The organism is Streptomyces sp. NPDC050564, from assembly GCF_044457265.1.
Classification (GTDB): domain Bacteria; phylum Actinomycetota; class Actinomycetes; order Streptomycetales; family Streptomycetaceae; genus Streptomyces.
This window is the reverse complement of sequence record NZ_JBITGS010000009.1, coordinates 156,442-182,049: the sequence shown is the minus strand read 5'-3', so window position 1 is coordinate 182,049 and position 25,608 is coordinate 156,442. Positions and strand designations below refer to the sequence as shown.

The window sequence follows — 25,608 nt, the reverse complement described above, 5'->3', positions numbered from 1 at the left end:
GGTGTCGGGCAATACCGAACGCCAGCGCGAGCGTGCAGAGGTGCGGCAAGCTGCCGCGGGAAAACAGAGTTCTCGCACCAGAGGAGCCACCCATGGCCGAGTCGATCGTCGTCCCCGACCTATGGACGGGGCACTGCCAGTGTGGCGACCACGCGTACGAGGTGTCCGGTATTCCGAACGACCCCCACTTGTGCTCGTGCGAGCACTGCACGCGCCTCTCCGGTGCGCCGGCGATGGCGTGGGTCGGATTCCACAGGAACGCTCTGAAGTGGACGGGCCCGGTAGGTGAGCCGACGTACTTCTCCACCTGGCCGACGCTTCATCGAGGGTCCTGCCAGCGCTGCCGCACGCAGCTCACCTCCGTCGCGGACGGCTCGGACATGATCATGGTCGCGATCTTCAGTCTTTCCCGCAGCGCTGAACTGGCCCCGGTCGGACACAGCTACCGCGAGGAGGCGGCACCTTGGATGGCCATCACGCTCGCGCCCGACCCGCAGCGCCGGACATGATGGTCTGCGCTGAGCCCCGGTTACGAGATCGGCGCGCCCCCGCGGGCATTCACGGCGAATTCGGGCGATCCTGTGCTCGGACCGCGCGGCGCAGCTCCACACTCCATTGCTCCAGCATGTCGGCCTGCGGCGTGTCCCAGGTGATCAGAGTGAGGATCAGCTCGGCGACGGCTTCCCTAACCATCTCCATCAGAAACTCGCTGATTCTCTTCGCTGCCCGTCGGCCTCCCGCGGCGTTCCCCCATCCTCGTGCCACGTAGCCCGCCCGGGACCCGATATGGAGGACCGGGACGGGGGAATGGTTGCGGGCCCGTGGCCCAACGTCGAGGAGATCCGTACGCTCAACGGGCCAACGGCGTCTTGTGGCGCTTGGTGACCTCATACGTCGCCGTCCGAGCTGGCGGTGGGTGCGTTACAGCTCGCGAGTATGCGACGACCAAGGCCCGGCACGTCGTCCAAGGCGGGGTCCAGAGCCGTGACCTCCTCCTGGAACGTGCTCAGCCGTCGCGGCGAGGTGCACACGTCCAGGAGAAGGCCAGTGAAGCCTTTCCAGGCCCGATCCCCGGGACGGCGGCTGATGGCCTCAGCCCGCCTCAGGTATTCGTCCGTGCGCCGGTTTGATGCCCGAATTGCCTCAATGTGCAGTACGTCCGGATCGTCGATCCCTGCTTGCCGGGCCAAGGCCAGCGCAGGGGAGGCTTCTACGAGAAGGGCCAGCGCGTCGCGGACCGTGCAGATCACCGGATACTCGACCCGCTCCATCCTCTGGACCCGGTCTTCGAGTGAGGGCCAGCGAGGTCGGCGGGAAAATGGTCTCTCGCTGACGCCCTCTGCCTTTCGGACGGCCATACTCCATTGGGCGAACAACTGGTTGCCGTACTCGTCAGCGAGTTCCGGCAGTGACTTGCTGACTGCCTCCACGATGGCGTCGGCGCCGTAGTTCTCGAAGCCGAGCACTGTGGCCACGGCGAAGGTGGCGAGACCGTCGGCGTCGGCAAGATTATTGGGCGCCGTCCTTCCCGGTGGGTGCCTTCTTTGTGTCGCCTGCCGGTACAGCTTGGAGAAATAGCGGTGAGCCGACTCCAGGGCGGCGTCCATGGCCTTGTCGGGGCAGCTGCCTGCGGACCGGGCGGCCTTCTCGATGGCGGCAAGTGGATGAGAGTCGTCCCGGGCCATGTACCAGGCCAAAGCGCGTCGAACCGCACGTTCGGGCAGCGGTACCGACGTGGCCGCAAGGCCCTGATCGAACCGAGGGTGCGTGGTGAACACGTGGAGTACCGCCTGCTCCAGGGGTCTCTTCTTGATGGTGGCCAAAGCCAGGGCCTCAGCGACCACGAAAGTCTCCGGCAGGAGCTCCGAGGTGGACCCAGACCCACGCCCCAGGCCGTGCTGTTTCCTCCAGGGGAGCGCGCCGAACTCCCGCCATCGGCGGATCTTCGCCCAGCTCACTGATAGCCCGTCCGCCGCAAGCCGCTCACGCAGTCGCCGTTCGGCGTCACTGGGCTCTTTCCACGCCACGGGGCCAGTCTAGTTAGAACCCCGCGATCCACAGAGGCCCTCACCGTGGGACGGGTTGGCCTACTGGGCCTACGCGTGCCGCGCGTTGTGCGCACGGCAACCAGGCCAGATGGGAAGATCAAATGACAAGCCGATTCCGCAAGGGGCCTCGACACATGCTTCGGGTTGCCGGGTTCGCCATGATCCGAGGTGCTGCGTACGCGGTCGGCAGCGCTGCCGTGACTGGCGGGATCTGGTGGTTCCAGTCCCGGTAGTTCGTGCCGGCTTGCGCTCCCTGCGCAGTGAAGTGAGGCGCGAGGTGTGGCCAACTGTGGTGCTCAGACTGGCCAACCTGGGCGCTCAGTCACATCTCCTGTGACCGAGCGTTTCAGTTGACGGTTGAGCACTTCAGTTGGTGTGATCTGCAGACCTGGCCCCGATCTCAGGACTCCTTGAGCCCGTGCTCGGCCGCCTGCTCGGGTGTGTAGAGGTAGAGGCTCTCGCGAAGCGCGTCAGCGAATGCCTCGAAGGCTTCCCCGTTCCGTGGCTGGACGGGTGGAGGGAAAGGTAGGTCGGTGGAGCGACGGGGCCATATCCGGGCGACGGAGAGGTGGAACTCATGCGCGTGCTGGATGACGACGTCCACGGCCGGGAAATAGACGTAGATGCACAGATGCCCGATCTTCATGGGGCAGAAGAACCCGACCGGCTGGGGGTTGCCAGCAGTGGATACACCTGTGAGGTCGATCCTCACGGTGTGACTGGTGACGGTGGGGTTGCGTTCGGGGCAAGACCCCAGCCAGACGCGCGTTCCACCAGGAATCGCTCGGTGAGTACGCATTCTCCGGAGCTGATGGGACGGCAGGAGGGGCTCCTGCTGAACCTGGTCGGCCATCATTGCTGTCTTTGTGGACCAGAGCGCGATCTGGCGTTGCTGCTGGAGGGAGATGAGATCAAGGTTTTGCCGGGTGATCAGTGGTTCGAGGGCTTCCTTGGAGGATGTTTCAAGCTTCGACATCCAGCCGTTGTTGCACGGGGCACACACCTTCTTGACCGTGAAGTCCAGGCCCAAGCTCTCTCTGGTGACCTCGTAGGCGCCCGCCCCATAGCGGGCCTGTTCAGTCTGCTGTCGCCCTGGCGGAAGATACTGGTTCAGCCACTGAGGGAAGACATGCTCTCTGGTAACGGGAGAACTACCGCAGAAGACGCAGGACATCAGCAGATAGTAGCTAAGGGGGTCCGGTGGGGCCCCGCACCGCCGAGGGCCGCTACACCGCGGTGCCCATCTGGTCCCGCCTGAAGTGCTCAACCTGCCAACTAGGGTGCTCAGTCACAGCTCACCCGAGCCGTCGACGCTGCCCGCGCAAGTCGCCAACTCGCACGCTCACTCGCCAACTGAAGCGCTCAGTCAAATTTTCGTGGCCTGGCACTCACCCCGGACGCCGCCCGGGCCGGACTAGGCGCGTGTGGGAGGCAGGTCGTAGCGGCTGACGGCCAGGTACGTTTCCGGCGTGGCCGCTTCGAGGAGACCCTCGTCGCCCTCCAGGTCGAGCTTCGGCTCCTGGGGACGGCGCAGCAGGTCGCCCCAGTCGCTCGTCGCTCCCCGCTCGTAGGCGTCGCGGAGCAAGGGGCGCAGCCGTGGGCGGGCTTCCTCCTGCTGCTCACGGAAAATCCGTCGCTGGGTGAGCCGTTGTGCTTCCTGGGCTTCGTCGCTGAGCTCCTGGGCGAGGGCCGGCTGATCCTCGGCGCGCAGTCCCGGGGTGCGCTGGGCGATGGCCAGATCTTCTTCGTGGAGGCGTGCGCAGGCGGCGAACAGCTTTCTGGACATGCCGAGGTGGACCTCGGTTCCAGGGATGCGGCAGGTGAGGAAGTCGTCGAGCCCCCGGGAGCGGATCTCGGCGCGCAGGGTGTGCGACTCGATGTGGAGCGCCGCTCCGCGGGCGTCCGCCCGCATGGCGAGGGTGAGGTCGTCGTTTTCCAAGGGGGTGGTCAGCCCGGAACGCCGGTGGCGGGAAGTGCGGTCGGCCGGCACCGGCACTGTGCGCAACTGAGAGGCGGGAGCAGAGCGCAGCGCCAGGTAAGCGAGCATCTGGGCACGGGCCGCGCCGATGAGCGCGTCGTCGCTGTCCCCGAGGTGGTCTTCGAGGTTGCCGGGGCCGACCGCTGCATCGTCAGCGCCGGATCCGGCCGGGGGGAGGGGCGGCTCGCCGGAGTGCAGGTCATGGTCGATCGTGAGGAAGAGGTCGTCTCCGGGCCGCACGGACGCTCCGACCAGGACGATGCGGTGCTTGTATGAGCCGAGGATCTTGCTGCCGGCCTCCAGTTGTGCCCACCCTTTGCGGAGCGTGCCGACGCCGACGCTGCCGCCCTTGGCCTCGATCAGCCAGTACATCTCTTCCGCCTCGTGCCGTCCCCACAGGTCGGGCAGCGTCCTCTTCGGGTCCTTGAACGTGTTGCTCAGGGCGGGGATGGGGCCGCCGAGTTCGAGGTGGTGGGTCTGTCCGAGGCTCAGCAGGGAGCGGCAGGCCCACTCGGTCATCGTCATGCCCAGCCGGTAGGCGGCGGCGTTCTGTGCGGTGCGCTCGGTGCCGTGCTCGTACACCGGGTTCAGGGTCAGGCGGTGGCCCTTTGCGCCCGGTACGGGGTGCCGGGGCGTGACGGGGTGGGCGCCGAGGTAGGCGTACAGCGGGGAGACCCGGGCGACGAGTTCCCCGTGCGCGTACCGGGGCTGGTTCTGCAGGTGCGGGGTGACGTCGCGGCCGACCTCGGTGGCGGCCTTGATGATCTCCCGCCACGTGGTGGTCGGGGCGTACCAGCCGTCGGTTGCCGGGAACCCGTCCGACGCGCTCCACGCCTCATGCTTCGCCGTGCGCCACTGCCTCTTGGGCTTGTTCGCGGGCCCGTTACGGAACAGGACCGGTACGTCGAAGCTGTCAGCGTAGGTGAGCGGCGGCTCGTCGACGATGTGTGCGGGGATCATGAGGATCACTCTGGCACGGGTCTGGCTCCTTCCGGACGCCGGGCAGCGGGCCGCCGATCTGCTTGACTCCCGTCGTCATGGCGCAGTCGCGGCCATGTCCGATGGCGACCGGTGTTGTTGGCCTGCCACCCGCCTCCTCGCGTTGCACTGCTCACGGTCGGTCGGGCCAGAAGGTCGACAAAGGGAGCCGGACGGAGGGCAGCTGTACCGCCTGGATCGGTCCGAGAGCGGCTGCTGCAGCGCGAAGGGCTTCGTCGTAGGAGCCGAAGCCAAGGACCTCAGCAGAACAGGCAGAACAGTCACCGGGGCGGCGGGCATGACCGGCGCTGCGATCCCCGGAGCCTCGGACGTGCGCGAAGGCGTCGTCGGGAAAGTCGGCCCGCACGGCATGCCAGACCCCGACGCGTTCGTCGTCGGGCAGCCCAGCCGCTACCGCCGGCCGCATCGGCGGCAGCAGGCGTTCGTGGTCCTGGACGAGGAACACCCGGTCGGTGAAGTCGACGCTGTCCCCCTCGGGGCGCTCCTGCTCCAGCCACGCCCGGGCATCCTCTCGGATGCCCGGCCCCCACAGGTAATCCGTCGGGAACCGTGTGGTCTCGTAGCGGGTGTCGAACTCCGCCCAGTGAGCGTCATCCCAGCGACTGCCCGGTACGAACGGGATGGCCCGCACCACGACGTGCTGGTACTCATCGCCCTCCTGATCTTCCATGGGGTCGGGGACGGTGAGCGCGTCGGCGGGCTCCATCCGCGCCCGCCCGGAACCGTTCCAGCTCAGCACGGCGATCTCCCGGCGCAGAGGGGCTGGGTACAGGCGACCATTGGGAGTGGGCTGCCCCCACAGCTGGTTGATCAGCTCCGCCAGATCCCGCACCGTTCGGGCCGCCCCGACGGGGGTGTCCACATGGTGGCCGGAGGGATGGGCAACGTAGTTACGCAGCTTGGCGAGGGCGTCCTCGACCGCGCGGCTGCGCCGCCCGTGGAGCAGTCCCGCCGCACGCGCCCACAGGCGAAGCCCGTGCAGCATCCCGTTGAAGTCGATGGCGTGGGTGGCTACGACCAGCTTCGCGCGTTGTCGCGTCATCCTGTCCGCGCGCTTCTTGACGTCGTCGTACGACGTGACGGTGTAGGAGACGTCCGGGGCCTGGGGGCGCCGGAAGGTGATGGTGCCGGCGCACCACTCCATGAAGCGGTCGCGCAACGCCTGCTCGTAGATGAGGAGCGCCTGGTCGCCGACCATGGTGTACACGTCGTAGCACAGCACGCCGTAGGCGAAGACGGTGCGCAGCCGCTCGAAGGAGTCGCGTGTTCCAGCCGCGACACTCTTCGCCAGGTCGCAGTCGGCGATCTGCCGCTGCTGGAACTCCGCAGCGTCCTCGGGCTTCATACGGCCGCCGAGCCCATAGGGGTTGAACGCCAGCGATAGATCGTCCGCGGCGCGCAAATCCTCAAGCGGCCGGATCTCCATGTACTTCTCCTCACGATGGGAAACGGGCCAGCATGCACCTATAGGCCCCCGGTCGGCCACCCGTTTCCCGTCGGGTGACTTCGTGAGTTCGACGCGAAGTGACTTGGAATAGCAGTTCGCCGGGGGCAGACAGGAAAGATCGCGGAAAGACTGGCCAACGCGGGCGAGGGCATGTCAAGGTAGACGACCTTGCAAGAAACCCCAGGTCAGAGAGGTGATTGCCCGTGACCGTAGCGCCCGTGGGCCCCGGTTTCTCCACCACCGTCGAAGCCCTGCGGCTGCGTGAGTGGCAGCTCGGCCCCGGCCAGCCCACGCTCGTCATGGACCAGTTTTCCGCGGAGGACTTCCACCTGATTGTGGACGACCGCGCGGACGTGCACGTCAGCTCGAAGGATGGCCGTTTCTACCTCGGCTGGTTCCCGCTCGGTCGCCCCGGCACCGACGGTGAGGGATGGACGATCGCAGTCACCGGCACGGCCAAGGTGCCCGGCTATCACCTGTCGTTCGACACCGAGACGCCGGCCGACATTGTCGCCGCCGCCGTGGCGCGCGTGCTGGAGACGTCGCGTCGCGTATGACCGTGCAGAGCCCACCGGAAGGAGTCACTCGGAGGGCTGGCTAAGCCGGCCGCCGGCCCGTTCCTTCGCTCCCCCGTTTCCCCTCACCCCAGGAGGCTGTTCGTGACGTCCCCGGAGATGACCGTCGGTGATCTCATCGACCTGCTGTCCGCTTGCGACCGGAGTGCTCCGGTCCGCCAGGCCATGAACCCCTTCTTTCCGATGGCACACCGCCTGGCGCAGGTCGTGCAGTCGGTGGACGAAACCGGCCGGACCGTCGTCTACCTCGCCGAAGGGCGGGACGAGGACGCACAACTCGGCCATCTGCCGCCCGAGGTCGCCGTCGCCCTGACCTGGCAGGGCCCCGTCCAGGCACCTCCGCGCCGCCCCCGCCGCCGTGCCGGCGGCAACTAGACCCGAACCGAGCCCTTGGAGGCGCCCCTGTACCCCGACTTCCCGCTCGACCCGTCCACCCCGAGCGGCGACCAGCCCGCGTTCTGGGTCGGTCCCCGGCATCTGGCCGGTGACGATGGGCGCCTCTACGACGCCATCGCCGACACGCTGTCCGGCCTTGGCTGGACGAGCCTGACGATCGTCCGCGGACGGCACGAGCCGGACGAGGCACCGGAGGACCGTCAGGTCCTGCGCAGCACCGTCCTGCACATCAGCCCCGACGCCCTCCGATGGGCGCAGTGGAGTCTGGCGGACGAGCCGTTCCACCTGGGAGAACTGCCGATCGCCTGGCAGATCTCCGCCCGCGCGGACACGAGCAGCCCGCTCGCTCAGTGGTCGGCCTACTTCACCACCGACGTCCCCGGCGAGGCTGTGGCCGACTTCCTCGTCGCGCTCGACGCCCGCGACCAGCCCGCCGTGCCGCTCGCCGGCCCCGAGCTGGTCCTCGACGCAGTCGCCGCCCACGGTTGGCTCCGCGACATCGACCAGCCCCAGGCGGCAGCAACGGACCCGACGTTCACCTCGCACATCTGCCTCGGGGAGGTGCCGCCCCTCATCCAGGAGGCCGACCCGCGCGCCCTGACGACCGAGGCCGACGAGGCGGGACCGGCCGGATGGCAGGCATGGGCCGAGCCCGCGCTCGGCGCACCCTGCCTGTGGGCAGCCTCCTTCGGGGCCAGCGTCCCGCACGACCTCGTGGCAGCTTTCGCCGCCTCCCTCAGCTCGACCGCGCCGGTCCTGCGCCGGGTGCTGCCCGAGGCCACCCAGGAGCGCCTCCTACGCGCGCCAGCCATCTAACATCCCGCGCTCGGTTCCCGACGCACGCAGCCCGGCCCCTCCCAGTTTGGAGGGGCCGGGCTTTTTGCTTCCAGAGCCGTAAACGCCGGTGTGCACTACGGCAGTCGGGAGGACCGGCCCGGCGTGAGGCGCTGTCGCCGGGCGGCCGGCCTTCGGTGTTCCCGCGGGGTTTGCCACCCTGTGACGGCACGATGCAGGATGCGGCAGTGCACCCCAGCCCTGGCGTCCTTGTCGCCATCGCTCTCGTCGTCGCCGTGACGGTCGCGCTGTCGGTCCGTTCACGTCGCAAGCGCACGGCCGCCCTCGCGGCTCAGTGGCAGGCATTCCAACAGCACCGGAGTTCCGGGCAAGGGCAACTTCTCCAGGTCATGCGGGTCTATCAGCACGGACGCCGTGGCTCGAAGGCCGTCGTGACCTGGTGCGATACCGGTCGGCAACAGGATGCCTGGTTCTGGAACTGGCACGTTCCCGCAGGCGCGTATTCGTCAATGCTTCCAGCGGCTATGGGCCTCACAACCACAAGCCGAACGTGCTCTACGTACAGCCCGGACAGGTTCGAGCCTGGGTGTCAGGCCAAGCTGCTCGCGCCGCTCAGCGGGTCGGCCAGTAACGCGCTGCTGCCCCCGACCACCGTGGTCGGGGGCAACAGCATGGCGGGCGGGCAGGTCAGCTCGTCGCCGTGGCCTTGTCGAGGGCCTTGCCGAGGTGGCGGTCGACGAGGGCCGGGGAGCCGGAAACGATCAGCAGCAGGCTGCCGTCGCGGATCGCGGTCTGCTTGACCACGGTGCTGCGTCCTCCGGTGGAGAACGTCAAGAGCTGGCTCCACTGCTCGTCACCGAGCCCGCGGGGTGCGGGCAGCTTTTGCGAGGCCATGTCGATCGGGGTGCCGCCCGCTACGACCTGATAGGTCGGGCAGCCGGTCATGGCGTCGAAGATCCGGTCGATGCCGCCGGACAGTTTCTCCACGCTGTCGCTGTACAGCTCCTCGGAGACCTCCGAGGAGCTGCCGCCATAGGTGAAGGACGCCTTCGCCTTGTGCGGGAAGGTGAGGGTGCCGCCGGTCGCCGCGTCGCCGCCCAGCTCGCTCAGGGCCGGGCAGCCGATGACGGTGACGTCGTCGTTCTGGGTGGGGCGCTCCGGCTTGCGCAGGTAGCCGTTGCCGAGGTCGCTCTGGTCGAGCAGGCGCGTCTCCAGCGCGGCCGACGCGAGCGGAGCAGCCTGCTGGGCTGCGTCGGCCGGCTTCCCGGTACGTGCGGAGGGAGCGGTGTCGGGCTTGGTGCCGGTGGTGTCGGTGGAGCAGGCGGGCACGGCGAGGAGGGCGGCGGTGATGCCGAGGGCGGTGGTGGCGACGCGAACGCGCATGACGGAACTGACCCCTTGGTGCTAGGCGACGGGTGGTCAGTGCGGGCCCGCGGGCCCGGTTGCGTCGTAGGAGTGGGGGTCAGTGCCCGAGGTGGCGCAGGCAGTCCTCGAACGTGGCGTGCGTCGCGTCTGCCGGCCCGAAGTTCCGGTTGAACCAGGCGGTGTCGAGTCTGGTCTCCTGCTGCTGGTGGCCGACCCGGCAGCGCAGCCAGATCTGGTCGCGCGTGGAGAGGATGAGCCAGTCCCGATACGCGCCGCACTCGACGCAGGCGACCATCTCACCATCGAGGACGAACGGCTGCTTCCACGGCATCATCTTGCCGTCGACCTGGTCGTGGCTGGGCACTCGCAGCTCCGGCGGAAGGAAGTCGTCCACCACGGTGGTCGGCTCGGTGCGCTCCGGCTCGACCGGCGACACCCCGAACCCGGGCGGGACCTGGTTCTGCAGCCGCGCATGCAGCTCGGCGATCTGGCGCTGCGCCTCGCTGGGCTCCTTGGCCCGGCGGCGTATTCGGTGAAACACCCTGGCGTCCTCCTTTGCCTCGTCCTGCTCGCTTCATGATCGTGCACTACGCCTCTGGCGGTTTCAATTCACAAAGTCCACAGTCACCTTCGGGCAGGTCATCGGGCAGTTCCTCGCCTCCCGAGGCCGGAGGATGACGAGTTGGCCACGGCGCGTGTCTCCGAGCAGAAGAGTGACGTTGCCACGGTGTGCCCGAACACATCTCGTCCTCTCCCACCGCCCAACTGCGCGGCGCCTACTGGCTCGACTCGCCGCACCTGCGCCATTCCCTTCCCTCCTGCGCGTGCTCCGGCGCCCGCACCCCACAGCTCGGGCCTGCACTCCGTCGGGGGCCGGTGTGGCGTATGGCCATGCTGTGGGTCGCGTGCGGGGCGGTGGCGGTGTCCCTGGTCTCGGTGGTGCGCTGATACCGCCCCGGCACTCGGCAGGGCTCACCGGGTCTTGCTCGATGTCTCCTCTCCGCTGCGGCGACGTCCGGGTGCGAAGGGCCTGGTCGTCGTCCTGCGTGTTGCGGTCTGGACCCCAGCGGTGCTGGTCTCGGGCAGGCTTGAGGCGTCGACGGGCAGATCGGCTGTCCGTCGCATCCGCCACACCAGTACATCGCTCACCGAGTCCGCGGTGTCGAGTTCGCGACGCTCTACCGCGTCGGACAGAAGAGCGGCCGGATCGTGGCCGGCGGCTTCGGCTTCCGCGATGGTCGCGGCCAGTGCGTACCAGCCGGGCTCGGCAAGGATCTGCTCGGCCAGCCCTGGCAGCGCCTCGCGCAGCAGCACCGTCTGCCGCTGGAGTACCGGTCGGCTCAAACGTCGGCCTCGCCGGTAGAGCACGCCGAGGGGCTGGGCGGCGGCGGCCTGGTAGGCGGTGCGCAGGTGCTCGGCGGCATGGGCGGCGGCTTCGGCCTGCTGGGCGTGGCCCTTTCTCGCGTGCCAGTGGGCAGCGGCGGTGATGAGGAAGAACAGCATGTCGATCGCCATCGCGGTGGTGGCACCGTCCTCACCGCGGCCGAGGGCGGGCCCGCCGTGGACGAGGTCGCGGGCGGCCTGCCGCAGCGCGCGGTCGTGCCCCCGTACGGCGCGTACGTGGGAGCGGGAGGCCCGCTCGAACGCTGTTGCGGCGTCTCGCAGATCGCGGCGGGTGTGTGCGGCGGAGGTCTTCGCGAGCGCGTCCAGGACCTCGCCGGCGGCGGCGATGTGGGCGGCGGCGACCGCGTCGTCGCCGTGCTCGACGATGAGCACGGCCTGCCACGCGGCCGATGCCGTCCTGCGGCGGGCGGAGGCCGGGGTGCCGGGCCCCGTATGGACCGTATCCTCCTGCGGTGGAGTCGGATCGGGCCCGGTGTCGCCGGACCAGCGCTCCCGGATGCGGGGCAGCGACAGGTCAGGGGCCAGGCGCGCGCCGGGGTAGAACACCGGCTCGCCGTCCTTGTTCAGGTCGTCGGGCAGAGCGACCTTGTATCCGAGGAGGTCTCCGGAGGGCGCGGCGCGCTTACGGATCAGGAGGCCGGCGGCGGCGAGCCGGTCGAAGAACTCCTCGTCACTCCTCGCACCGGACACCGCGCGCCGTACCGTCTCGCGCAGCTCCTCGCGGGCGGTGCGCTCGCGACCCTGGCGTTCGGCCTTGTGCCGTTCGGCACTGGTGGGCCGCTGTGCGGCGGTGCCGTCGCCGAGGGCGACCTGCCGGAGCCCGAGTTCCTTCTCGATGAGACGGGCTTCGGCCTGCGCCCGTTTACCGGATCGGTGGTGGTCGGGGCGTCGGCCGTCTTCGCGCACGAGGGTGGCAACGATGTGGATGTGGTCGTCAGCGTGCCGCACGGCGGCCCAGCGGCAGCCCGCGCCGTCGCGCGGGTCGATCCCTGTGGCGGCGACGATGCGACGCGCGATGTCCGCCCACTGGTCGTCGGTCAGGATCGGGTCGTCGGGCGCAGCACGCACCGAGCAGTGCCACACGTGCTTGTCGGGGCGTTGATCCGCGGCAAGGAGATGGAGGGGCTGGTCGAGCAGCTGCCCGAGATCCTTCTTGGTAGCTGTCGCATCGCGTCCGGGGTCAGGCGACATCCCGTCGAAGGAGGCGACGAGATGTGGATCGACGTGTTCCTCGTGGGTTCCCTTGCCGTAGAGGTAGTACAGCAGGCCCATGGTGTGGCTGCCCTGCTTGTGGATCTGTGGAATCAAGGCGCCTCGTCTGCCTGCCGGTTGGCTACCTTGTCGGCAGCCATCCTCACCGCGTCGGCCGCTCGGTGGACGTCGGCCATCACCTGGGTCAGCTGGGGAACGTCACCGCCGGAGTTGAGGATCTTGGCGGCTTGATTGAGGTTGCTGCCGGCCCAGCCGAGCTGCCGCCTCATCGCGAACAGTTCGGTGAGCACGTCGCGTTCGGTGGCGATGGCGACGGCGGTACGGGACTGGTCGCGGGCCATGGCTAGCCCGGCGTAGGCGAGGAACCCCGCCACGCTCATACCGGCGGCGTCTGCTCCGGCCTGGATGAGAGCGAGTTCGGACGGGTTGAGGCGGACGCTGTGTGCGCGACGCTGCTTCTTGTCGCGCGGACGCGCTCGCCCCTTCGGCCGCCCCTTGTGGGCGGCTTTTGGCTGCGATCCGCCCTCGGTCGCAGTCTTCCCGACTGGCGCCCCCTGGTGCCAGTCGGGCCCCGCCACCCCAGGGGCGGGGACGGGTTCGGACACTGCCCCCTCGGGGGAGTGTCCGAACCTCCATCTTGCTCGCCCCGAGACCGAGTTGGAGTCCGGATCAGGTACCGGGGTGTTGCCGTTCTGGGTGGGGTTCGTCATCGGGATTCGGACCTCGTGGAGCGGGTGTGGTGCTGGATCGTCGCGGCCAGCGCGAGGACGTCGGCCGGTCCCGTGAGGACGCGGACGGGCTCGTCGGGGTGGTCCTGGACGAGCCACTGGCCGGTCGGCGTGAGGACGGCGGCGTGCAGGAGTCGCCGGCGGACCAGGACGTCTGCCCAGGCGCTGGCCTCGGCGGCGGTGGGCTCGGATGAACGAGGGGGACGCGGAATCACGGCGTACCTCCTTAAGCGGGACGGTGGCCCGGCACGGATCCGGGCCACCTGTTGCGGATAGGGGCGTTGAGCTGGGGCTTTGGCGCGGTTCAGCCGCACTCGGGGCAGCGCCCGACGTGGCTGTTGAGGGCCCGGGCCATCCGCTGCTTCGTCGAGGCAGCCTGCTTTGCGCTGGACTTCGCCGCCGGCCTGCCCTCGTGCCGCTTGGAGTGGGCGAGCATGAAGCCGATCTCCCGCTCGTACTCCGCGCGGACGGTGTCGAACTGGTGGCAGGTCTTCATCGGGCGGTGCTCCTTGTCTTGGTGGTGTCGTCGCTCCGCAGTTCCTGGAGGACGAGGCTCAGCCGGTCGTTCCGGCCGCCCTTCAGGCCCTCGCGGCGGAGGATCTCCCGCAGCTGGACTCGGGTGACGGACTCGTTTCCGTCCCGTTCGAGCAGGGCGGGGACGTGGGGGCGGACCTGCTGGACGAGCTGGTCCACCGACTGCTCCGGCTCGCGTGGCGGGCGCTGTGTCTGCGGGGTGCGGGACCGGCCGCGCTTCCCCTTGTTCTTCGTCCTCGTCTTCGTGGTCGTCTTCCGCCGGAGGGGGACGTTGTGTCCCCGGTCCCCGGTGGGCTCGGTCCCCGTGTTGGTGTCGGTCGGTCCCCGGCCCCCGGTGGGCTCGGTCCCCGTGTTGGTGTCGGTCGGTCCCCGGTCCCCGGTGGGCTCGGTCCCCGACTCGGTGTCGGTCGGTCCCCGATGCGAATCGGCGCCCTGAGCAGGTACTTCTCGCGCAGGAAGGTCGGTCCCCACGCTTCCGGCGTCCCCCGCCGAGGCTTCCGAATCGGCGGGACCGGTCCCCGGGACCGCGTCCCTTTCTGGGGCCTCGGTCCCCACGCCGGTCCCCGCGTCCTCGCCTTCGGTCCCCGCCCTTGACGACTCCGTCGAGTCCGCGATTTCGGGGACCGGTCCCCTCGGCTTGCACGGTCCCCGGTCCCCGCCCGACTCGTCGGGACCGGCTACGGGGACCGGCGCTTTCGAGGCCGGCTGCGAGGGGACCGTGGCTGCCGTGGCGGTGCTGTGCACCGGGGACCAGGGAGAGGGCAGCGGGACCGTAGCGAGCGCGAGGGCGTGCCGGCGGGCGGCGAGCTGGTCGAGCAGCTGCGCGCGCTGGCGGGCGTCGGTCCCGACCGATGCCCTGCCGACCGCCTTCGACAAGCGCCGCGTGAGCCGACGGCCGCTCCGACTCCGCTGCTGCTCGGGCGTGCGCTCGGCGAGACGGGCGGCCAGGGCGACCGCGCGGGCGGTGGCCCGGTCCCGGGTGATCTGCGCGGCGTCGCGGTCTCGCGCGGCGATACCGAGGCGGGACAGCAGCCGCTCGCGTGCCTCCCGGCCCAGGACGGCGATCAGTCCGTGGGAGGCGGCGCCCGGGGTGCGCAGACGCAGCTCGATTCCCATGGCGAGGTGCCACAGCATCGCAGCCATGACCGGCCCGACGAAGGCCCGGACCGTGCCGCCGACAGGGCCGCTCTCGGCGTAGGCGGGGATCACCTGCACTCCTGTGATCACCCAGACCAGCGTGCCCGGCAGGCCGGGGGCGCCCTGAGCGGCCAGGTTCTGCCGTGCCATCAACGCGGTCGCGAAGAGCGCCAGCTCGGCCGCGGCGAACATCCCGGCTCGCTCTGCGGTGCCGGCCATGTCGAGGTAGTCGGCGGCGAAACGCCAGCTCGTGTCTGCGCTGTAGGCGGTGCAGCCGAGGGCGGCAAGGGCGGCGACCTTGACCGCTGGGCCGCCGAGACGTTTCTGCGGGCGGGTTCCTCGGCGCCGGAACGCCCAGGCGGTCAGCACCAGCACGAGGGCGGCGGGCACGCCGACGGCGAGGAGGAGAGGGAGATCCGGAGCGGCGCTCAGGGCCAGGACGGGGTGGGTCATGCGGCCTTTCCGAGAGGGGCGTGCGCCGGAGTCGACGCTGCCGGGCGGGATACCGGCTGCTGTGTGCCGGGTGCGGCGGGCGCGGGGCTCCCTGCTGCCGGAGTGGTCTTCTTCCGCTTCTTCTTGGGCCGCGGCACGCCGTAGGTGCGGTCGCGGTCGAACACCTTGTTGGCAGCCTGCCGGAGCAGGTCACGGGCGTGCTTGTGGCTGATCTGCAGGGCAGTGGCGAGCCGGTCGGGCCGCCAGCCGCGTACGTAGGCGTGGTGGATGACAACCTGCCGCTCGGCCTCGGTCAGGTGCACGTCGCGTCCCTGGAAGAAGGCCGTCACGCGCCGGTAGTCGAGGCGCTGGGGCAGTCCGTCGTGCAAGGGGCGCCGCTCGGCTTCGGTGAGGCCGCCCCAGATGCCCTCCTTGAGGACGTTCTCCAGGGCGAAGTCGAGGCAGTCGCGGCGTACCGGGCACCAGCCGCACAGTTCCTTCGCCTCGGCGATGTCCTCGTGGTCCCGGGGCCCGGGGAAGAAGACGGCGTCGGCGTCCTCGACGTCCATGCCGTGGCACGCTCCGCGGGTGTGCCAGCTGGTGTCTCCGATGCCGCGCAGGCCGGTGGCCGGCGCGTCGTGGGTGGTGATGTGGCGCAAGGGGGTCTCCGATGTGCTGCCGCGTCGGCCGGCTGGGGCGGTGCTGGGCGGATGCGGCGTCGGGTGCCGGCTGCGGCGCGAGGGCGTGCGCCGCAGCCGGGGCGGGACGGTGGTGTTGGGTGGCGGTGCACCGGACGGGGCGCACGTGCCGGATGCGCCGGTCAGGCCATGGCGGGCTGCTGGACCTGCTCGCTCGGCTGGGCCTGCTGGGCGGCGGCGAGGTCGAGGCGGCCGGGGTGCGGGGTGGCGCGCGGGGCGGTTCCGCGCGCTCCGCCGTCGGGGCCGATCCGGCGCCGGCGGCACGGCTCGCCGGGCTGGGCCAGGCACCACTCGCAGCGGACGCTGAGGGCGTCGGGCTGTCCCTGGGCGACAGCCGCTTCGCGTGCTGCTCGGGCGGGCCGGTAGGGAGCGAGAGCGGCTCGGGCGGCGGGCGGTATGCACGAGCCGATCTCCCGCAGCCGCGCCTCCAGCTTCGGGTCGATCCCGTCGCGACCGCTGGTGATCGCCGGGGCCTGCGCGGGCTGCGCGGTGCCGGCGGCGACGGCGCGGCGGGCGCCGACCAGCTCGGCGGTCCAGGCGGCCTGGTCGTCCGGGTCGACGGACGGCGTGGGGTCGGAGTGCCGGGCCAAGCGGTCGCGCCGGTAGCTCTCCCAGGGACGGGCCACGTCCGCGGGCAGGATCTGGTACGGCGAGACGCGGATGTGTTGGCGGGCGGCGACGCGGGCGTCCCAGCCGTTCGGGGTGGCCATCGGCACGTCGCCGAGCAGCTCGTGCCACTGGGCGAGCTGGTCGCGGGCCTCGCCCTGGTCGGTGCGGATGGTGCGGGGGTCGAGTCGGCCGATGTAGGCCAGCAGGGCGGCGGTTTCGCGGCGGTCCACGGTCAGCCCTCCGTTCCGGTCGGCTCGTCGAGGGCGGCGAGGAGAGCGGCGGTGTGGGCCTCGGCCCGGGTCATGCCGCCGGGTGCAGCCGGACCCTTGCCGGGCACGGCATAGAGGTTCGGGCGACTGGGGGCGTGCTCTCGGGCGACCCAGGAGCGCCAGTCGGCAGCCCAGGCATCCGCCGGCCTCGGCTTGAAGTCGGCGCGGTGGGCACGCCACTTCGCGTCGGCCGCCTGCAGACCCTCCTCGCCGAGGCGATCGAGGTGTCCCTGCTGGCGGGCCCAGGCGTGGGTGGCTGGGTCGACCTGCCACTCGGCAGCCGAGGTGACAGCCGCACCACCACTGCTGTACCTCCGGTTCAAATCAGGTTCACTACGGTTCTGTGTGCCGGTTTCCGGTACATCGCTGTGCCGGTTTCCGGTACGTCGAGGTGCCGGTTTCCGTCGGGACCTGCCGGTTTCCGGTACTGCCGGTTTCCGGACCCTCGCGGGGGAATCCGGCACCTCACGCGGACGGATTCCGAATCGGCGCAGAGCTGAGAGCCGGAGTTTCAGAGGGACAGCGGGCTCGTCTGACGCTGCCGTGTCGCTGTCCCCCACCTCGCCCTGCTGCTGCGCTCGCAGAGCCTGTGCGACCGCTACGGCGGCGAGAGGCAGGCGGTAGACCGTGCTGCGCTGAGGGCCGACGAGGTCGTCGAGCTGCTCCAGCTCACCGGCGTCGACCAGGCGGTCGATGGCCTCGCGCACCGTGGACACGGAAGCGCGCGTGCGCTTGGCCAGGCTGGACAGCGAGGCCCAGGAGACGCACTGCTCGTCGGCCACACGGTCGGCAATCGAGAGCAGGACCAGGCGCGCCGCTCCCCGGCTGGAGCTGTGCTCCCACACCCACTCGCGGGCCTCGCTGCTCATCGGCCGCTCCCGATGAGCGGGCGGTGCCGGCGGTTCGCCGGGGCCGGGAGGGTGTGGTCCGGCTCGGCGCGCTGAGGCGCCGAGACGGAGGTGGCTGCCGCGCAGGCCAGGCGGAAGGGCCTTTCGCGCAGGGCAGGAGACATGCGATACTCCCCTTTGCAGTGTTGCCACGCTGGTGCGCCCCTGGAAGGACTCAGCGTGGTGATGGTGGGCAATCTCCGCCCTTGCCGGGGCGGACGTGCCACTTAGCGTTCGGCGTCCGGGAGTTAACGCTCTCGGGCGCCGTCGCTGTTTTGCGGGACCTACTCGGTCCGGTCCGTGCTCTCGGGCTCCTCACGTCCGTCGTCGCAGGCGGGCTGCCCGGGGACGACGAACATACGCACGGACCCGTGTCAAGATCCAGACTTGGTTCTTAAACTCTGTACTGGTTGCAGAGAGTCACCGCATGATCTGCCGCCGGAGCCCCCTGTGGGGCTCGGCGCGGGCCGCCCTCCGGCGTCGAGGAGCACCGTTGCCGCGGTTGCCCCGACTGTCGAGATCGTGCCAATGTGTCCGAATTGGAACGAGTGTCTAATGTCCTCCGCAGCGGAAATGCGATGTGGATGAGGTGTTTCCACCGTCGCCTCCGCGCTTTCTGGTCGAGGATCAAAGTTTTGCGGGCCAGACGTGACGTATGTCGCTGGGTGAACGTGGCTTGCGCCACGTCCTCCGGCGTACTCCTGCCGGTAGAAACGGACAGGTCGACCTGAAACAGGCGGTGCGTGCCACACGGAAACGTGCTGGTGAGGAAGAACTTTCCATATGGGGGATCAACCCGTCAACTGGCGTTTATGGCGGGGTAGGGTGGTTGAAGTTGCTACGAAGCCCACCCAGGAAAGGATCATGAAAGAGTCCATCGAAGGTCAGGTGAACCCCAAGGGGCTCATGGACCGCCTAAACCGCCTGTTCGACACGGTGCACCCGCCCGATCGCGGCCCCTTCAGCAATGCTGAAGTGGCCGAGCTGATGGAGAAGCGGGGCCTGGGCAAACTGTCGGCCCAGTACCTGTGGCTCCTTCGGACGGGGCAGCGCGATAACCCGACGAAGCGTCATCTCGAAGCGCTCGCAGGGTTTTTCGGGGTGGATCCCGCTTATTGGTTCGACGATGCCGTCGCTGAAAAGACCGTGCAGGAGCTTGAGTTGCTCGCGCTGCTTCGGGACGCGAAGATCAAAAACGTTCTTCTTCGCCTATCCGACGTCTCTGCGGACGGAAAAGACGCCGTCCTGGGGATTGTCGAGAGCGTGCGAAAATCCGAGGGGTTGCCGCCCTCAACTGGCGCGTAAAACGGCCTTAGTTCAGTAAGTGATCAAGGAAAAGCAATGTGGTCTGCACGTAGGCTGCGCCGGCCTGACCTTCTGGCCGAGCTGAAGCTCCCGCACGTCACCAATATCCGCGATCTCAGCGACGAGGTCTCCCGCCGTACCGGACGGAAGGTGGTCCTAGAGCCCCGGGAGCAGGCGCCCTCGGTGTGCGGGGCATGCGCCGTCACGGAGAGTGCCGTCCACGTCTTCTACGACCCGCGGACCAGCTCCCTGCACCAGGACCACATCATCGCCCACGAATTCAGCCACCTCCTGCTCGGTCACCATGAGAACCGGCCGGTGTCCGCGCTGGCTCCGTCCTTCATCACCAGTGTGGATCCGGCCACCGTGCAGATGATGCTGGGGCGTACCAAGTACGAGGAGGACGAGGAGCGGGACACCGAACTCCTCGCTTCGCTGCTCCAGCGCCGGATCATCGACCGGTGGCTGCGCAGCGACGAGTCCTCCGGAGACGAGGTGCAGGACCGGGTCACGCACACGCTGCTGCGCCGACGGGAGGCCCGGACGTGAAGGACCTGCTCCATCCGATCAGCCTCGTCGTCGCCACGCTCGGCTTCCTCTGCCTCCTGCGGGACGTACCGACCCGCCGCCGAGACCCGGCCTCCACCGCGCTGGCCGCCGTCTTCCTGCTGTCAGGACTGTCGTTCCTGTTCTCCATCACGCCGATGTGGAACTACCTCGACCGAGTCCTCGGCACCGTCAACCTCTCCGTGCCCCTCGCGCAAGGCTGCGTGGTCGCGCTCCTGGCCTGTCAGCAGGTGGTCCTCACGTACTGGGGATCCCCGCCCGATGTCGCCCGCCGGCGGAGTCGCCGGTGGCTCGGGGCCGGCTTCGCGGTGATCGCCGGACTGTTGGTGCTGTTCGCCCTGCTGACGCCCAGTGCGCCGCATCCGATCGACTTCACGCTGTACTACGCGCACGACGACTGGTATGCCGCGTACCTCACCCTGTACGTCACGGCCTACACCATCGGCGAGCTGTTCCTGGCCCGCGCCTGCTGGCGCCTGGCCCGCCGCAGCATCCGCGGGTCCGTCCGCTACGGCCTGCGCATCGTCGCCCTCGGGGCCACCGTCACCCTCGGATACAGCGCGGTCCGCATCGGCAACGTGATCGCTGGCGCCTTCGACACCTCCCTCGCAGGCTGGGAGGGCTTCGCCTGGACCTGCGGCGATGTCGGCGCCATGCTCACGCTCATCGGCTGGCTCGTGCCCACCATCAGCGACCAGGCCCAGAGCGTCCAGTACCGGATCAAGGTGTACCGCAGCTACTACGGCCTGCGCCCCCTGTGGCTGGCGTTCTACAGCGAAGCGCCCGAGATCGAGCTGCCGATCGACCGCGTCGACCCGGCCCAGAGGCGTCGCTTCCGCCGCATCTCGATCCGGCTCTACCGCCGAGCAGTCGAGATCCGGGACGGCCGGTTCGTGATCCGCCAATACCTCGACGGCGCTGTCCGCGAGGCCAGCGAAGCCCACCACCGGGCCCGAGGACTCCACGGCCAGGAGCTGTCTGCCGCCGTCACGGCCGACCAGATCCTCGCCGGAATCGCCGCGAGGGCCGAAGGCGCCCGCCCAGCGCCCGACCAGCTCACCGAATTCGCCGACTCCGAACGCCAGACCAGCCGGCCCATGGACGACATCGACGCCCTCCTCGACGTCGCTCGCCACCTGCCCCGCCAGCCCGCACGAGCCCCCCACCTTGAGCGAGTCTCCGCATGACGACCGACCTCACCCACCAGCCCGCCCACGTCCAGCTCCAGGCCCTGGACCGTCGCGAGATCTCCAGCCGCGAGCTGCTCGACCTCCATCTCGACCGCATCGATGCCAGCCACGTCAACGCCGTCGTCACCCGCGACGACGACGCGGCCCGGACCGCCGCGCGAGCAGCGGACGAACGTCGCGCCCGCAACGAAAGCAGGGGAACCTTCGACGGCCTTCCCCTCACGATCAAGGACAGCTTCGAGACGGCCGGCCTGCGCACCACCAGCGGCGCCGAGGACCTGGCGGGTCACGTACCCGCACGGGACGCCGATGCGGTCGCCCGTCTTCGCCATCAAGGCGCCGTGATCATGGGCAAGACGAATACGCCGGCGTACTGCCAGGACCTGCACACTGACAACAGCCTGTTCGGCCCCACGCTCAACCCCCATGATCCTGAGCGCACTGCCGGTGGCTCCTCCGGCGGCCCCGCCGCCGCAGTCGCCGCCCACCTGACTCCCGCCGACCTCGGCAGCGACCTCGCTGGCTCACTGAGGCTTCCGGCGCACTACTGCGGCGTCTACGGCCTGCGCCCTACGCATGGACTCGTCCCGGCTCGCGGCCACATCCCCCGCCCGCCGGGATGGATCACCAGCAGCGATATGGTCACGCCCGGCCCCCTGGCCCGCCACCCCCGCGACCTCGGCCTGCTCCTCGACGCGCTGACGACACCGTCACCCGCCGAGAACAGCCCCTGGCTCGTGAAGCTGTCTTCGGCGCGCCGCGCAGTTGGCCAGCTCCGGGTAGCGGTGTGGGCCGAGGACGCGAGCTGCCCCGTCGACCGTGAAACTGCAGCTGCTCTCGCCGCCGTCGAGCAGGCACTGGCCTCCGCGGGCGCGAACGTCATCCGCACCGCGGGACCGGTCGGCTTCGCCGACTCTCTCCGTCTTTTCGAGCAGCTCCTCCACGCCACCGCGACGGCCGCCACCGACCACGAAGCCGGCGCGGCCGAACTCGAGGCGGCGCGTGACCTGCAAGAGGATGACGCGAGCCCGCGGGCCACCTTCCTCCGCCACCGAACGCAGACACACCGCGCCTGGCTCCGCGCCAACGAGGAGCGTCTCCGGCTTCGGGAGACGTGGCACCGGTTCTTCGCCGACGCCGAGCACGATGTCCTCATCACCCCCGCCGCTCCCACCGCAGCGATCCCGGCCGGCACCCGCGCTCTCACGGTCGACGGCGTCGAGCGGAGCTTCTACGACCAGACCGGCTGGGCCAACCTCACCAGCCACGTTGGTCTGCCCAGCCTGGTCATGCCCGTCGCGCGAAACGCGGACGGCCTCCCGATCGGCGTACAGCTCGTGGGACCGACCTATTCGGACCGGACCTTGCTCGCAATGGCGGAAGACTTGGCGTCGCTCCTCGGAGGGATGGCCGAGGGAATCAGTCTTTGACGCCGGTGGCAAGAAGTAGCCGAGGTCGTCGTTCCAGATCGCTTGGAGGAGCAAGACCCGATCGTTGTGGAGGACGACTGCTTTGGCCGAATTGCGGATGGCGAGGGGCATCAGGGAGGACTCCGTTGCGCGACAGAGGAGGGATGTTCAGCAGGGCGCGGCTGATCTTGACGTGGGTGGATCGATACGGTCGAGGACCTGCCTCCTTCGCGGGACCGGATCCGTCATCGTGCGGGTTCGGCGATGGGACGCAGGGATCGCAAGGGTGTCAGCGCGAGCCGGACCGGAGGCAGGACAAGCAGGCACGCGCCGATCGTCAAGATGGTGTGCAGGCTGATGCGCGTGCTGGCGGCTCCGGCGAGGATGGTGGAGAAGGGGCGTAGCCCGAAGGCAGTCCATTGGCCGGTGGCCTGCATGCGGCCCTGCATCTGTGGCTCGCAGGCGCTTTGGCGCACGGTGCGCTGTGTCAGTCCGTGTGTGACGGCCCCAAAGAGCTGAACGAAGAGGCCACAGCCGACGGCAAGTTGGCCGCCGAGGCCGGGCTTTGCCAGCAGTAGGGGGAGCTGGCTTGCCGGGGCCAGGGCGAGGGCGCTGATCATGACCGGGCCGGCCCCGAATCGATCGGTCAGCCGCTCGGCGGTGAGGGAGGCGAGGAAGCCGCCGCTCGCGCCGATCGCCATCACGTAGCCGAATGTCTGCGGGGGCCAGTGGAGTTCGCGGACGAGGTAGACGATCCAGATCGCGTTGGTGCCGGCGAGGACGGTAGAGGTGATCGCGTTCGTGGTGACGAGCGGACCGATCACCGGGTGTTTCCAGGTGTAGGCGAGCCCTTCGCGGATCTCTCGAAGCAGGGAGCGTTCGGCCGTTCTCGGCTGTGGTGGTGGTTCGGGGGTGCGGATACGGAGGGCGCACCAGGCGCTGACGAGGTAGGAGACGGCGTCGAGGGTGACCGCGCGGGCTGCGCCGACGAGGCCGATCAGCACGCCGCCGAGGGCCGGGCCGCAGATGTCCGCCAGGGTGTTGGCGCTGGCCAGCTTCGAGTTGGCCTGGAGCAGCTGGTCGGAAGGCACCAGATGCGGGATGTACGACAGGCTCGCCGCCATGCCGACGACCTGGCAGGAGCCGATGGTGAAGGCCACCAGCCACAACTGCGGGAGTGTGAGTCGGCCGAGGGACGCTGCGAGCGGGATGGTGGCCATCGCGATGGCGCAGCCGAGGTTCGTGGCGATCATCAGCGGCCGTTTCCGGAGCCGGTCGGCCCAGGCGCCGGCGGGGAGCGAGAACAGCAGCGGCGGGGTCTTCTGCGCGGCGGCGAGGACCGCGGCCTGCCAGGCGCTCGCGTGCAGGGTGACGACCGCGACCAGGGGGATGGCGACGGAGCTGAGCGAGGAGCCCAGGACGTCGATGGCCTGCCCGGTCCAGTAGAGGCGGAAGTCGCGGTGCCGCCACAGGGTCGTACGCGGGGGCGAGTTCATGCACCTGCGCTTTCTGGAGCGGATGACGGTGCCGTTCGGCTGTCGTAGGGAGTGAAGTGGGCCGGGGGGTGGTCGATGGGCAGGTCGGGGCGCCAGGCGGTGAGGATCTGTGCGCTGCACTCGAAGAGACCGTCGGGCAGCTCGTCGAGCGGCCACCAGGCCCAGTCGCCGACGCTCTCGTCTGGCTGGGTGGTGGGTTCGCCCTGCCAGGTGGTGACGAGGGCGCCCACGGTGACGCGTACGACGTCGCCGACGTGATCGACGAGGGTGCCCAGGAGGGTGACGTCTTCGGGGCGCGCGGACAGGCCGGTCTCCTCGGCCAGCTCGCGCACGACCGTCTTCTCCAGGGGTTCGCCGATCTCAAGAGATCCGCCGGGGAGTTCGAGAGTGCCGCGGCGGTGGCGGCCCAGGAGCAGACCGCGGTCGCCGAGGACGATGGCGCCCACGCCGATCGCGGCGTGCGGGACGGGCGGGCGTCGGCTGCGGGGGCGGCTGGTGATCCGCGCAGGTAGGACGGTCCTGCGCCGGGCCTGGATGAGCTGGCAGGTGACGGGGTTGTCCGGGTCGGGTGCGTGGAGCTGGGTGATGGCCTCCACCGTGAATCCGTAGTCCGTCAGGAGGTCTTCCCACACCTGGGCGGTGAGCACCCAGGTCTGCAGCGGCAGCGGGTCCATGCCCTTGAGCCCGACCGTCTCCGCGCGTGGAGCCACGGTGTCGGAGGGGCCATGGCCGTGCCAGTTGGTGTGCAGAACGGAGAAGACGAGCGGGGCTCCGGGGAGTAGTCCGTCGCGCAGCGCGGGCAGTGAGATGTGGGGGTCGATTCCGGCGAGTGTGCAGATGCCGTACGCCGCGTCGTACGGCTGAGCCTGCTTAAGGTGCTCGATCACGTCCGCGTGCAGGAACCGGACGCCGGGTACGTCGCCGAAGTGTCCGGTGGCGCGCCGGTGTTGGGTGGGCGAGAGTTCGACTGCGTCGACGAGTGCGCCGTGGGCTTGTGCGATGTGGACGGCGTAGTGGCCGGCGCCGGAGCCGATATCCAGGACCCGTTTTCCGGCCAGGGGGCCGAGGACGTCGTCGCCGGGGCCGACACCGTCCCAGAAGCCCCATCGCAGCTGTTCAGGTGCGGGCGGCATGTAGGACCGGTCGAGCTGAAACTGGCCATAGGCAGTCCAGGTCTCGGGGTTGGGGGACGCCTCGACGGACATGAGAACTCCAAAGGGGAGGGCCGGGTTAGGTGTGATCGGTGACGAGGTACTGCGGGCCGTGGCCGGTGCGGGCCCGTTCGATGGCCTCCAGGCGGGCGAACGCTCCCTCGGCCAGCAGAGGTCGCCACTCGTCGAGGCCGTGGATCGCCCACATGTCGTGCTCTGCCGGGTCGACGCGAATCTGCCGCAGCTGTTCAGGGCTGAGGCTGCCGCCGTCGAAGATGAAACCGATCTTGCCCATGGGCCAGCGGGGCCCGGGGTGCAGGTAGTGCGTGAGCAGCAGACGGGGTTGGCCCTGGCCGAGCTCGAGCCCGGTTTCCTCGGCCGTTTCGCGGCGCGCGGTCTGCAGGGGATCCTCGCCGGCGTCACTGTTCCCGCCTGGAAACTGCCAGGGTCGACCGCCGTACACCGAACGCAGCATGACGGGCCGATCGCGGTCGTCGCGTACGTAGAAGCAGCTGTACACCGTGTGGTGCGGAACGGTCTGTACGTATGCCTCGGGGGACACGGGCATCGGCTGCCCCGCAAGTGCCGGCCGGTGGTCGAACTCGATCGCGAGCGGTCCCAGGGCCTCCTTCTCTGGTGGGTAGATGCGGCGCAGGTTGGCGAGCTGCTCGGCCTCTGTGGCGTCAGGGTCGATCCGGGAGGTGTCTTCCGCGGCGAGCAGCTCGGCGAACGAGGCGTGCGGCGTGATCCGCGCGACCCTTACGTCGAGTTCGCGGCCGGAGTCCTCGCCGTGGAATACGAGCACGTCGCCGACCGCGACGTCCGTCATCCGGGGTGTGCGCACCCGGACTTCGATGGTCTTGCGGCCGGATTCCACCTGGGCGTAGTAGCGCTCGTACAGGCCCAGCCCGTGCTGTGGCTCGACCTGGTCGGGTGCCGGTTCAGTCATGGGCGCTCACCTTCTCTGGCTGCGCGGC

27 protein-coding genes are annotated in these 25,608 nt (G+C 69.6%); 9 read left to right on the top strand and 18 right to left on the bottom strand.

All coding sequences use genetic code 11. The annotated features are described in order from the left end of the window. Nucleotides 1-92: 92 nt before the first annotated feature. Nucleotides 93-509 carry a GFA family protein gene (locus ACIBK0_RS16685; protein ID WP_399080205.1) on the top strand — a complete coding sequence of 139 codons (417 nt, stop codon included), beginning with the start codon at nt 93-95 and terminating at the stop codon, nt 507-509. A 49-nt stretch (nt 510-558) separates the two neighbouring features. On the opposite strand, the gene ACIBK0_RS16680 is transcribed toward ACIBK0_RS16685, so the two are convergent. The 5 genes from ACIBK0_RS16680 to ACIBK0_RS16660 form a co-directional block, all read right to left on the bottom strand. Further along, nucleotides 559-699 (bottom strand): hypothetical protein, encoded by a 141-nt coding sequence (locus tag ACIBK0_RS16680; protein WP_356050268.1) that lies wholly within the window; start codon nt 697-699, stop codon nt 559-561. Nucleotides 700-887: 188 nt separating this feature from the next. Continuing rightward, nucleotides 888-2,027 (bottom strand): hypothetical protein, encoded by a 1,140-nt coding sequence (locus tag ACIBK0_RS16675; RefSeq protein ID WP_399080202.1) that lies wholly within the window; start codon nt 2,025-2,027, stop codon nt 888-890. Nucleotides 2,028-2,448: 421 nt separating this feature from the next. Then, nucleotides 2,449-3,222, bottom strand: coding sequence for a hypothetical protein (locus ACIBK0_RS16670; protein ID WP_399080200.1), 774 nt, complete (start codon nt 3,220-3,222; stop codon nt 2,449-2,451). 240 nt (nt 3,223-3,462) lie between these two features. Then, nucleotides 3,463-4,986 (bottom strand): gamma-glutamyltransferase, encoded by a 1,524-nt coding sequence (locus ACIBK0_RS16665; protein WP_399080198.1) that lies wholly within the window; start codon nt 4,984-4,986, stop codon nt 3,463-3,465. 151 nt (nt 4,987-5,137) lie between these two features. Then, complete coding sequence (locus tag ACIBK0_RS16660) at nt 5,138-6,451, bottom strand: hypothetical protein (RefSeq protein ID WP_399080196.1); 1,314 nt, start codon at nt 6,449-6,451, stop codon at nt 5,138-5,140. 224 nt (nt 6,452-6,675) lie between these two features. Between ACIBK0_RS16660 and ACIBK0_RS16655 the strand changes: the two genes are divergently transcribed. The 3 genes from ACIBK0_RS16655 (at nt 6,676) to ACIBK0_RS16645 (ending at nt 8,259) form a co-directional block, all read left to right on the top strand. Further along, the gene (locus tag ACIBK0_RS16655) at nt 6,676-7,029 is read left to right on the top strand and encodes a DUF317 domain-containing protein (RefSeq protein WP_399080194.1); all 354 of its coding nucleotides are present in this window, start codon (nt 6,676-6,678) and stop codon (nt 7,027-7,029) included. 102 nt (nt 7,030-7,131) lie between these two features. Beyond that, nucleotides 7,132-7,422: a hypothetical protein gene (locus ACIBK0_RS16650; RefSeq protein WP_237511529.1), complete on the top strand. Its 291-nt coding sequence runs from the start codon at nt 7,132-7,134 to the stop codon at nt 7,420-7,422. Between the two features lie 15 nt (nt 7,423-7,437). Next, nucleotides 7,438-8,259 (top strand): DUF317 domain-containing protein, encoded by an 822-nt coding sequence (locus ACIBK0_RS16645; RefSeq protein WP_399080190.1) that lies wholly within the window; start codon nt 7,438-7,440, stop codon nt 8,257-8,259. 666 nt (nt 8,260-8,925) lie between these two features. On the opposite strand, the gene ACIBK0_RS16640 is transcribed toward ACIBK0_RS16645, so the two are convergent. Beyond that, nucleotides 8,926-9,621: a hypothetical protein gene (locus ACIBK0_RS16640; protein WP_326746058.1), complete on the bottom strand. Its 696-nt coding sequence runs from the start codon at nt 9,619-9,621 to the stop codon at nt 8,926-8,928. A gap of 79 nt (nt 9,622-9,700) precedes the next feature. After that, nucleotides 9,701-10,144 carry a hypothetical protein gene (locus tag ACIBK0_RS16635; RefSeq protein WP_399080188.1) on the bottom strand — a complete coding sequence of 148 codons (444 nt, stop codon included), beginning with the start codon at nt 10,142-10,144 and terminating at the stop codon, nt 9,701-9,703. 188 nt (nt 10,145-10,332) lie between these two features. Between ACIBK0_RS16635 and ACIBK0_RS16630 the strand changes: the two genes are divergently transcribed. Next, complete coding sequence (locus tag ACIBK0_RS16630) at nt 10,333-10,551, top strand: hypothetical protein (RefSeq protein WP_329159859.1); 219 nt, start codon at nt 10,333-10,335, stop codon at nt 10,549-10,551. Nucleotides 10,552-10,575: 24 nt separating this feature from the next. On the opposite strand, the gene ACIBK0_RS16625 is transcribed toward ACIBK0_RS16630, so the two are convergent. From ACIBK0_RS16625 to ACIBK0_RS16590, 8 genes are all read right to left on the bottom strand, one after another. Beyond that, on the bottom strand, nt 10,576-12,315 hold the full coding sequence (locus ACIBK0_RS16625; RefSeq protein ID WP_399080185.1) for a relaxase/mobilization nuclease domain-containing protein: 1,740 nt from the start codon (nt 12,313-12,315) through the stop codon (nt 10,576-10,578). Beyond that, nucleotides 12,312-12,929, bottom strand: coding sequence for a plasmid mobilization protein (locus tag ACIBK0_RS16620; RefSeq protein ID WP_329159857.1), 618 nt, complete (start codon nt 12,927-12,929; stop codon nt 12,312-12,314). Before ACIBK0_RS16620 ends, ACIBK0_RS16625 begins: the two co-directional genes overlap by 4 nt. Further along, the gene (locus ACIBK0_RS16615; RefSeq protein ID WP_329159855.1) at nt 12,926-13,162 is read right to left on the bottom strand and encodes a hypothetical protein; all 237 of its coding nucleotides are present in this window, start codon (nt 13,160-13,162) and stop codon (nt 12,926-12,928) included. The genes ACIBK0_RS16620 and ACIBK0_RS16615 overlap by 4 nt, the downstream gene beginning before the upstream one ends. Nucleotides 13,163-13,251: 89 nt before the next feature. Continuing rightward, complete coding sequence (locus tag ACIBK0_RS16610) at nt 13,252-13,443, bottom strand: hypothetical protein (RefSeq protein ID WP_055493674.1); 192 nt, start codon at nt 13,441-13,443, stop codon at nt 13,252-13,254. Beyond that, the gene (locus tag ACIBK0_RS16605; RefSeq protein ID WP_399080182.1) at nt 13,440-15,071 is read right to left on the bottom strand and encodes a hypothetical protein; all 1,632 of its coding nucleotides are present in this window, start codon (nt 15,069-15,071) and stop codon (nt 13,440-13,442) included. Before ACIBK0_RS16605 ends, ACIBK0_RS16610 begins: the two co-directional genes overlap by 4 nt. Further along, nucleotides 15,068-15,709, bottom strand: a complete 642-nt coding sequence (locus ACIBK0_RS16600; RefSeq protein WP_399080180.1) for a WhiB family transcriptional regulator — start codon at nt 15,707-15,709, stop codon at nt 15,068-15,070. The genes ACIBK0_RS16605 and ACIBK0_RS16600 overlap by 4 nt, the downstream gene beginning before the upstream one ends. A 161-nt stretch (nt 15,710-15,870) precedes the next feature. Then, nucleotides 15,871-16,587, bottom strand: coding sequence for a hypothetical protein (locus tag ACIBK0_RS16595; protein ID WP_399080178.1), 717 nt, complete (start codon nt 16,585-16,587; stop codon nt 15,871-15,873). Nucleotides 16,588-16,589: 2 nt separating this feature from the next. Further along, complete coding sequence (locus ACIBK0_RS16590) at nt 16,590-17,495, bottom strand: helix-turn-helix domain-containing protein (RefSeq protein WP_329159848.1); 906 nt, start codon at nt 17,493-17,495, stop codon at nt 16,590-16,592. Nucleotides 17,496-18,377: 882 nt separating this feature from the next. On the opposite strand from ACIBK0_RS16590, the gene ACIBK0_RS16585 reads away from it, so the two are divergent. From ACIBK0_RS16585 to ACIBK0_RS16570, 4 genes are read left to right on the top strand one after another with little or no spacing between them, the layout of a single operon-like run. Continuing rightward, nucleotides 18,378-18,818 (top strand): XRE family transcriptional regulator, encoded by a 441-nt coding sequence (locus ACIBK0_RS16585; RefSeq protein ID WP_326746067.1) that lies wholly within the window; start codon nt 18,378-18,380, stop codon nt 18,816-18,818. A 36-nt stretch (nt 18,819-18,854) separates the two neighbouring features. Continuing rightward, nucleotides 18,855-19,367, top strand: a complete 513-nt coding sequence (locus ACIBK0_RS16580) for a hypothetical protein (protein ID WP_329159845.1) — start codon at nt 18,855-18,857, stop codon at nt 19,365-19,367. After that, on the top strand, nt 19,364-20,572 hold the full coding sequence (locus tag ACIBK0_RS16575) for an MAB_1171c family putative transporter (protein ID WP_399080175.1): 1,209 nt from the start codon (nt 19,364-19,366) through the stop codon (nt 20,570-20,572). The genes ACIBK0_RS16580 and ACIBK0_RS16575 overlap by 4 nt, the downstream gene beginning before the upstream one ends. Further along, the gene (locus tag ACIBK0_RS16570; RefSeq protein ID WP_399080173.1) at nt 20,569-22,005 is read left to right on the top strand and encodes an amidase family protein; all 1,437 of its coding nucleotides are present in this window, start codon (nt 20,569-20,571) and stop codon (nt 22,003-22,005) included. Before ACIBK0_RS16575 ends, ACIBK0_RS16570 begins: the two co-directional genes overlap by 4 nt. A 224-nt stretch (nt 22,006-22,229) precedes the next feature. On the opposite strand, the gene ACIBK0_RS16565 is transcribed toward ACIBK0_RS16570, so the two are convergent. The 3 genes from ACIBK0_RS16565 to ACIBK0_RS16555 are packed head-to-tail and all read right to left on the bottom strand — an operon-like array spanning nt 22,230 to nt 25,580. Then, nucleotides 22,230-23,480, bottom strand: a complete 1,251-nt coding sequence (locus ACIBK0_RS16565; RefSeq protein WP_399080171.1) for an MFS transporter — start codon at nt 23,478-23,480, stop codon at nt 22,230-22,232. Further along, entirely contained in the window at nt 23,477-24,685 is a 1,209-nt protein-coding gene (locus ACIBK0_RS16560) for a bifunctional class I SAM-dependent methyltransferase/NUDIX hydrolase (protein WP_399080169.1), read from the bottom strand. Before ACIBK0_RS16560 ends, ACIBK0_RS16565 begins: the two co-directional genes overlap by 4 nt. Before the next feature lie 25 nt (nt 24,686-24,710). After that, nucleotides 24,711-25,580, bottom strand: a complete 870-nt coding sequence (locus ACIBK0_RS16555) for an NUDIX domain-containing protein (RefSeq protein ID WP_399080167.1) — start codon at nt 25,578-25,580, stop codon at nt 24,711-24,713. Between the last annotated feature and the right edge of the window lie 28 nt (nt 25,581-25,608).

Excerpts from the sequence above, each read along its gene's own strand:
- ACIBK0_RS16585 (WP_326746067.1), top strand. The coding sequence starts at position 18,378 with ATGAAAGAGTCCATCGAAGGTCAGGTGAACCCCAAGGGGCTCATGGAC.
- ACIBK0_RS16560 (WP_399080169.1), bottom strand. The coding sequence starts at position 24,685 with ATGTCCGTCGAGGCGTCCCCCAACCCCGAGACCTGGACTGCCTATGGC.
- ACIBK0_RS16620 (WP_329159857.1), bottom strand. The coding sequence starts at position 12,929 with ATGACGAACCCCACCCAGAACGGCAACACCCCGGTACCTGATCCGGAC.
- ACIBK0_RS16680 (WP_356050268.1), bottom strand. The coding sequence starts at position 699 with ATGGAGATGGTTAGGGAAGCCGTCGCCGAGCTGATCCTCACTCTGATC.
- ACIBK0_RS16605 (WP_399080182.1), bottom strand. The coding sequence starts at position 15,071 with ATGACCCACCCCGTCCTGGCCCTGAGCGCCGCTCCGGATCTCCCTCTC.
- ACIBK0_RS16640 (WP_326746058.1), bottom strand. The coding sequence starts at position 9,621 with ATGCGCGTTCGCGTCGCCACCACCGCCCTCGGCATCACCGCCGCCCTC.
- ACIBK0_RS16590 (WP_329159848.1), bottom strand. The coding sequence starts at position 17,495 with ATGAGCAGCGAGGCCCGCGAGTGGGTGTGGGAGCACAGCTCCAGCCGG.
- ACIBK0_RS16670 (WP_399080200.1), bottom strand. The coding sequence starts at position 3,222 with ATGTCCTGCGTCTTCTGCGGTAGTTCTCCCGTTACCAGAGAGCATGTC.
- ACIBK0_RS16665 (WP_399080198.1), bottom strand. The coding sequence starts at position 4,986 with ATGATCCCCGCACACATCGTCGACGAGCCGCCGCTCACCTACGCTGAC.
- ACIBK0_RS16580 (WP_329159845.1), top strand. The coding sequence starts at position 18,855 with ATGTGGTCTGCACGTAGGCTGCGCCGGCCTGACCTTCTGGCCGAGCTG.
- ACIBK0_RS16565 (WP_399080171.1), bottom strand. The coding sequence starts at position 23,480 with ATGAACTCGCCCCCGCGTACGACCCTGTGGCGGCACCGCGACTTCCGC.
- ACIBK0_RS16610 (WP_055493674.1), bottom strand. The coding sequence starts at position 13,443 with ATGAAGACCTGCCACCAGTTCGACACCGTCCGCGCGGAGTACGAGCGG.
- ACIBK0_RS16555 (WP_399080167.1), bottom strand. The coding sequence starts at position 25,580 with ATGACTGAACCGGCACCCGACCAGGTCGAGCCACAGCACGGGCTGGGC.
- ACIBK0_RS16570 (WP_399080173.1), top strand. The coding sequence starts at position 20,569 with ATGACGACCGACCTCACCCACCAGCCCGCCCACGTCCAGCTCCAGGCC.
- ACIBK0_RS16660 (WP_399080196.1), bottom strand. The coding sequence starts at position 6,451 with ATGGAGATCCGGCCGCTTGAGGATTTGCGCGCCGCGGACGATCTATCG.
- ACIBK0_RS16685 (WP_399080205.1), top strand. The coding sequence starts at position 93 with ATGGCCGAGTCGATCGTCGTCCCCGACCTATGGACGGGGCACTGCCAG.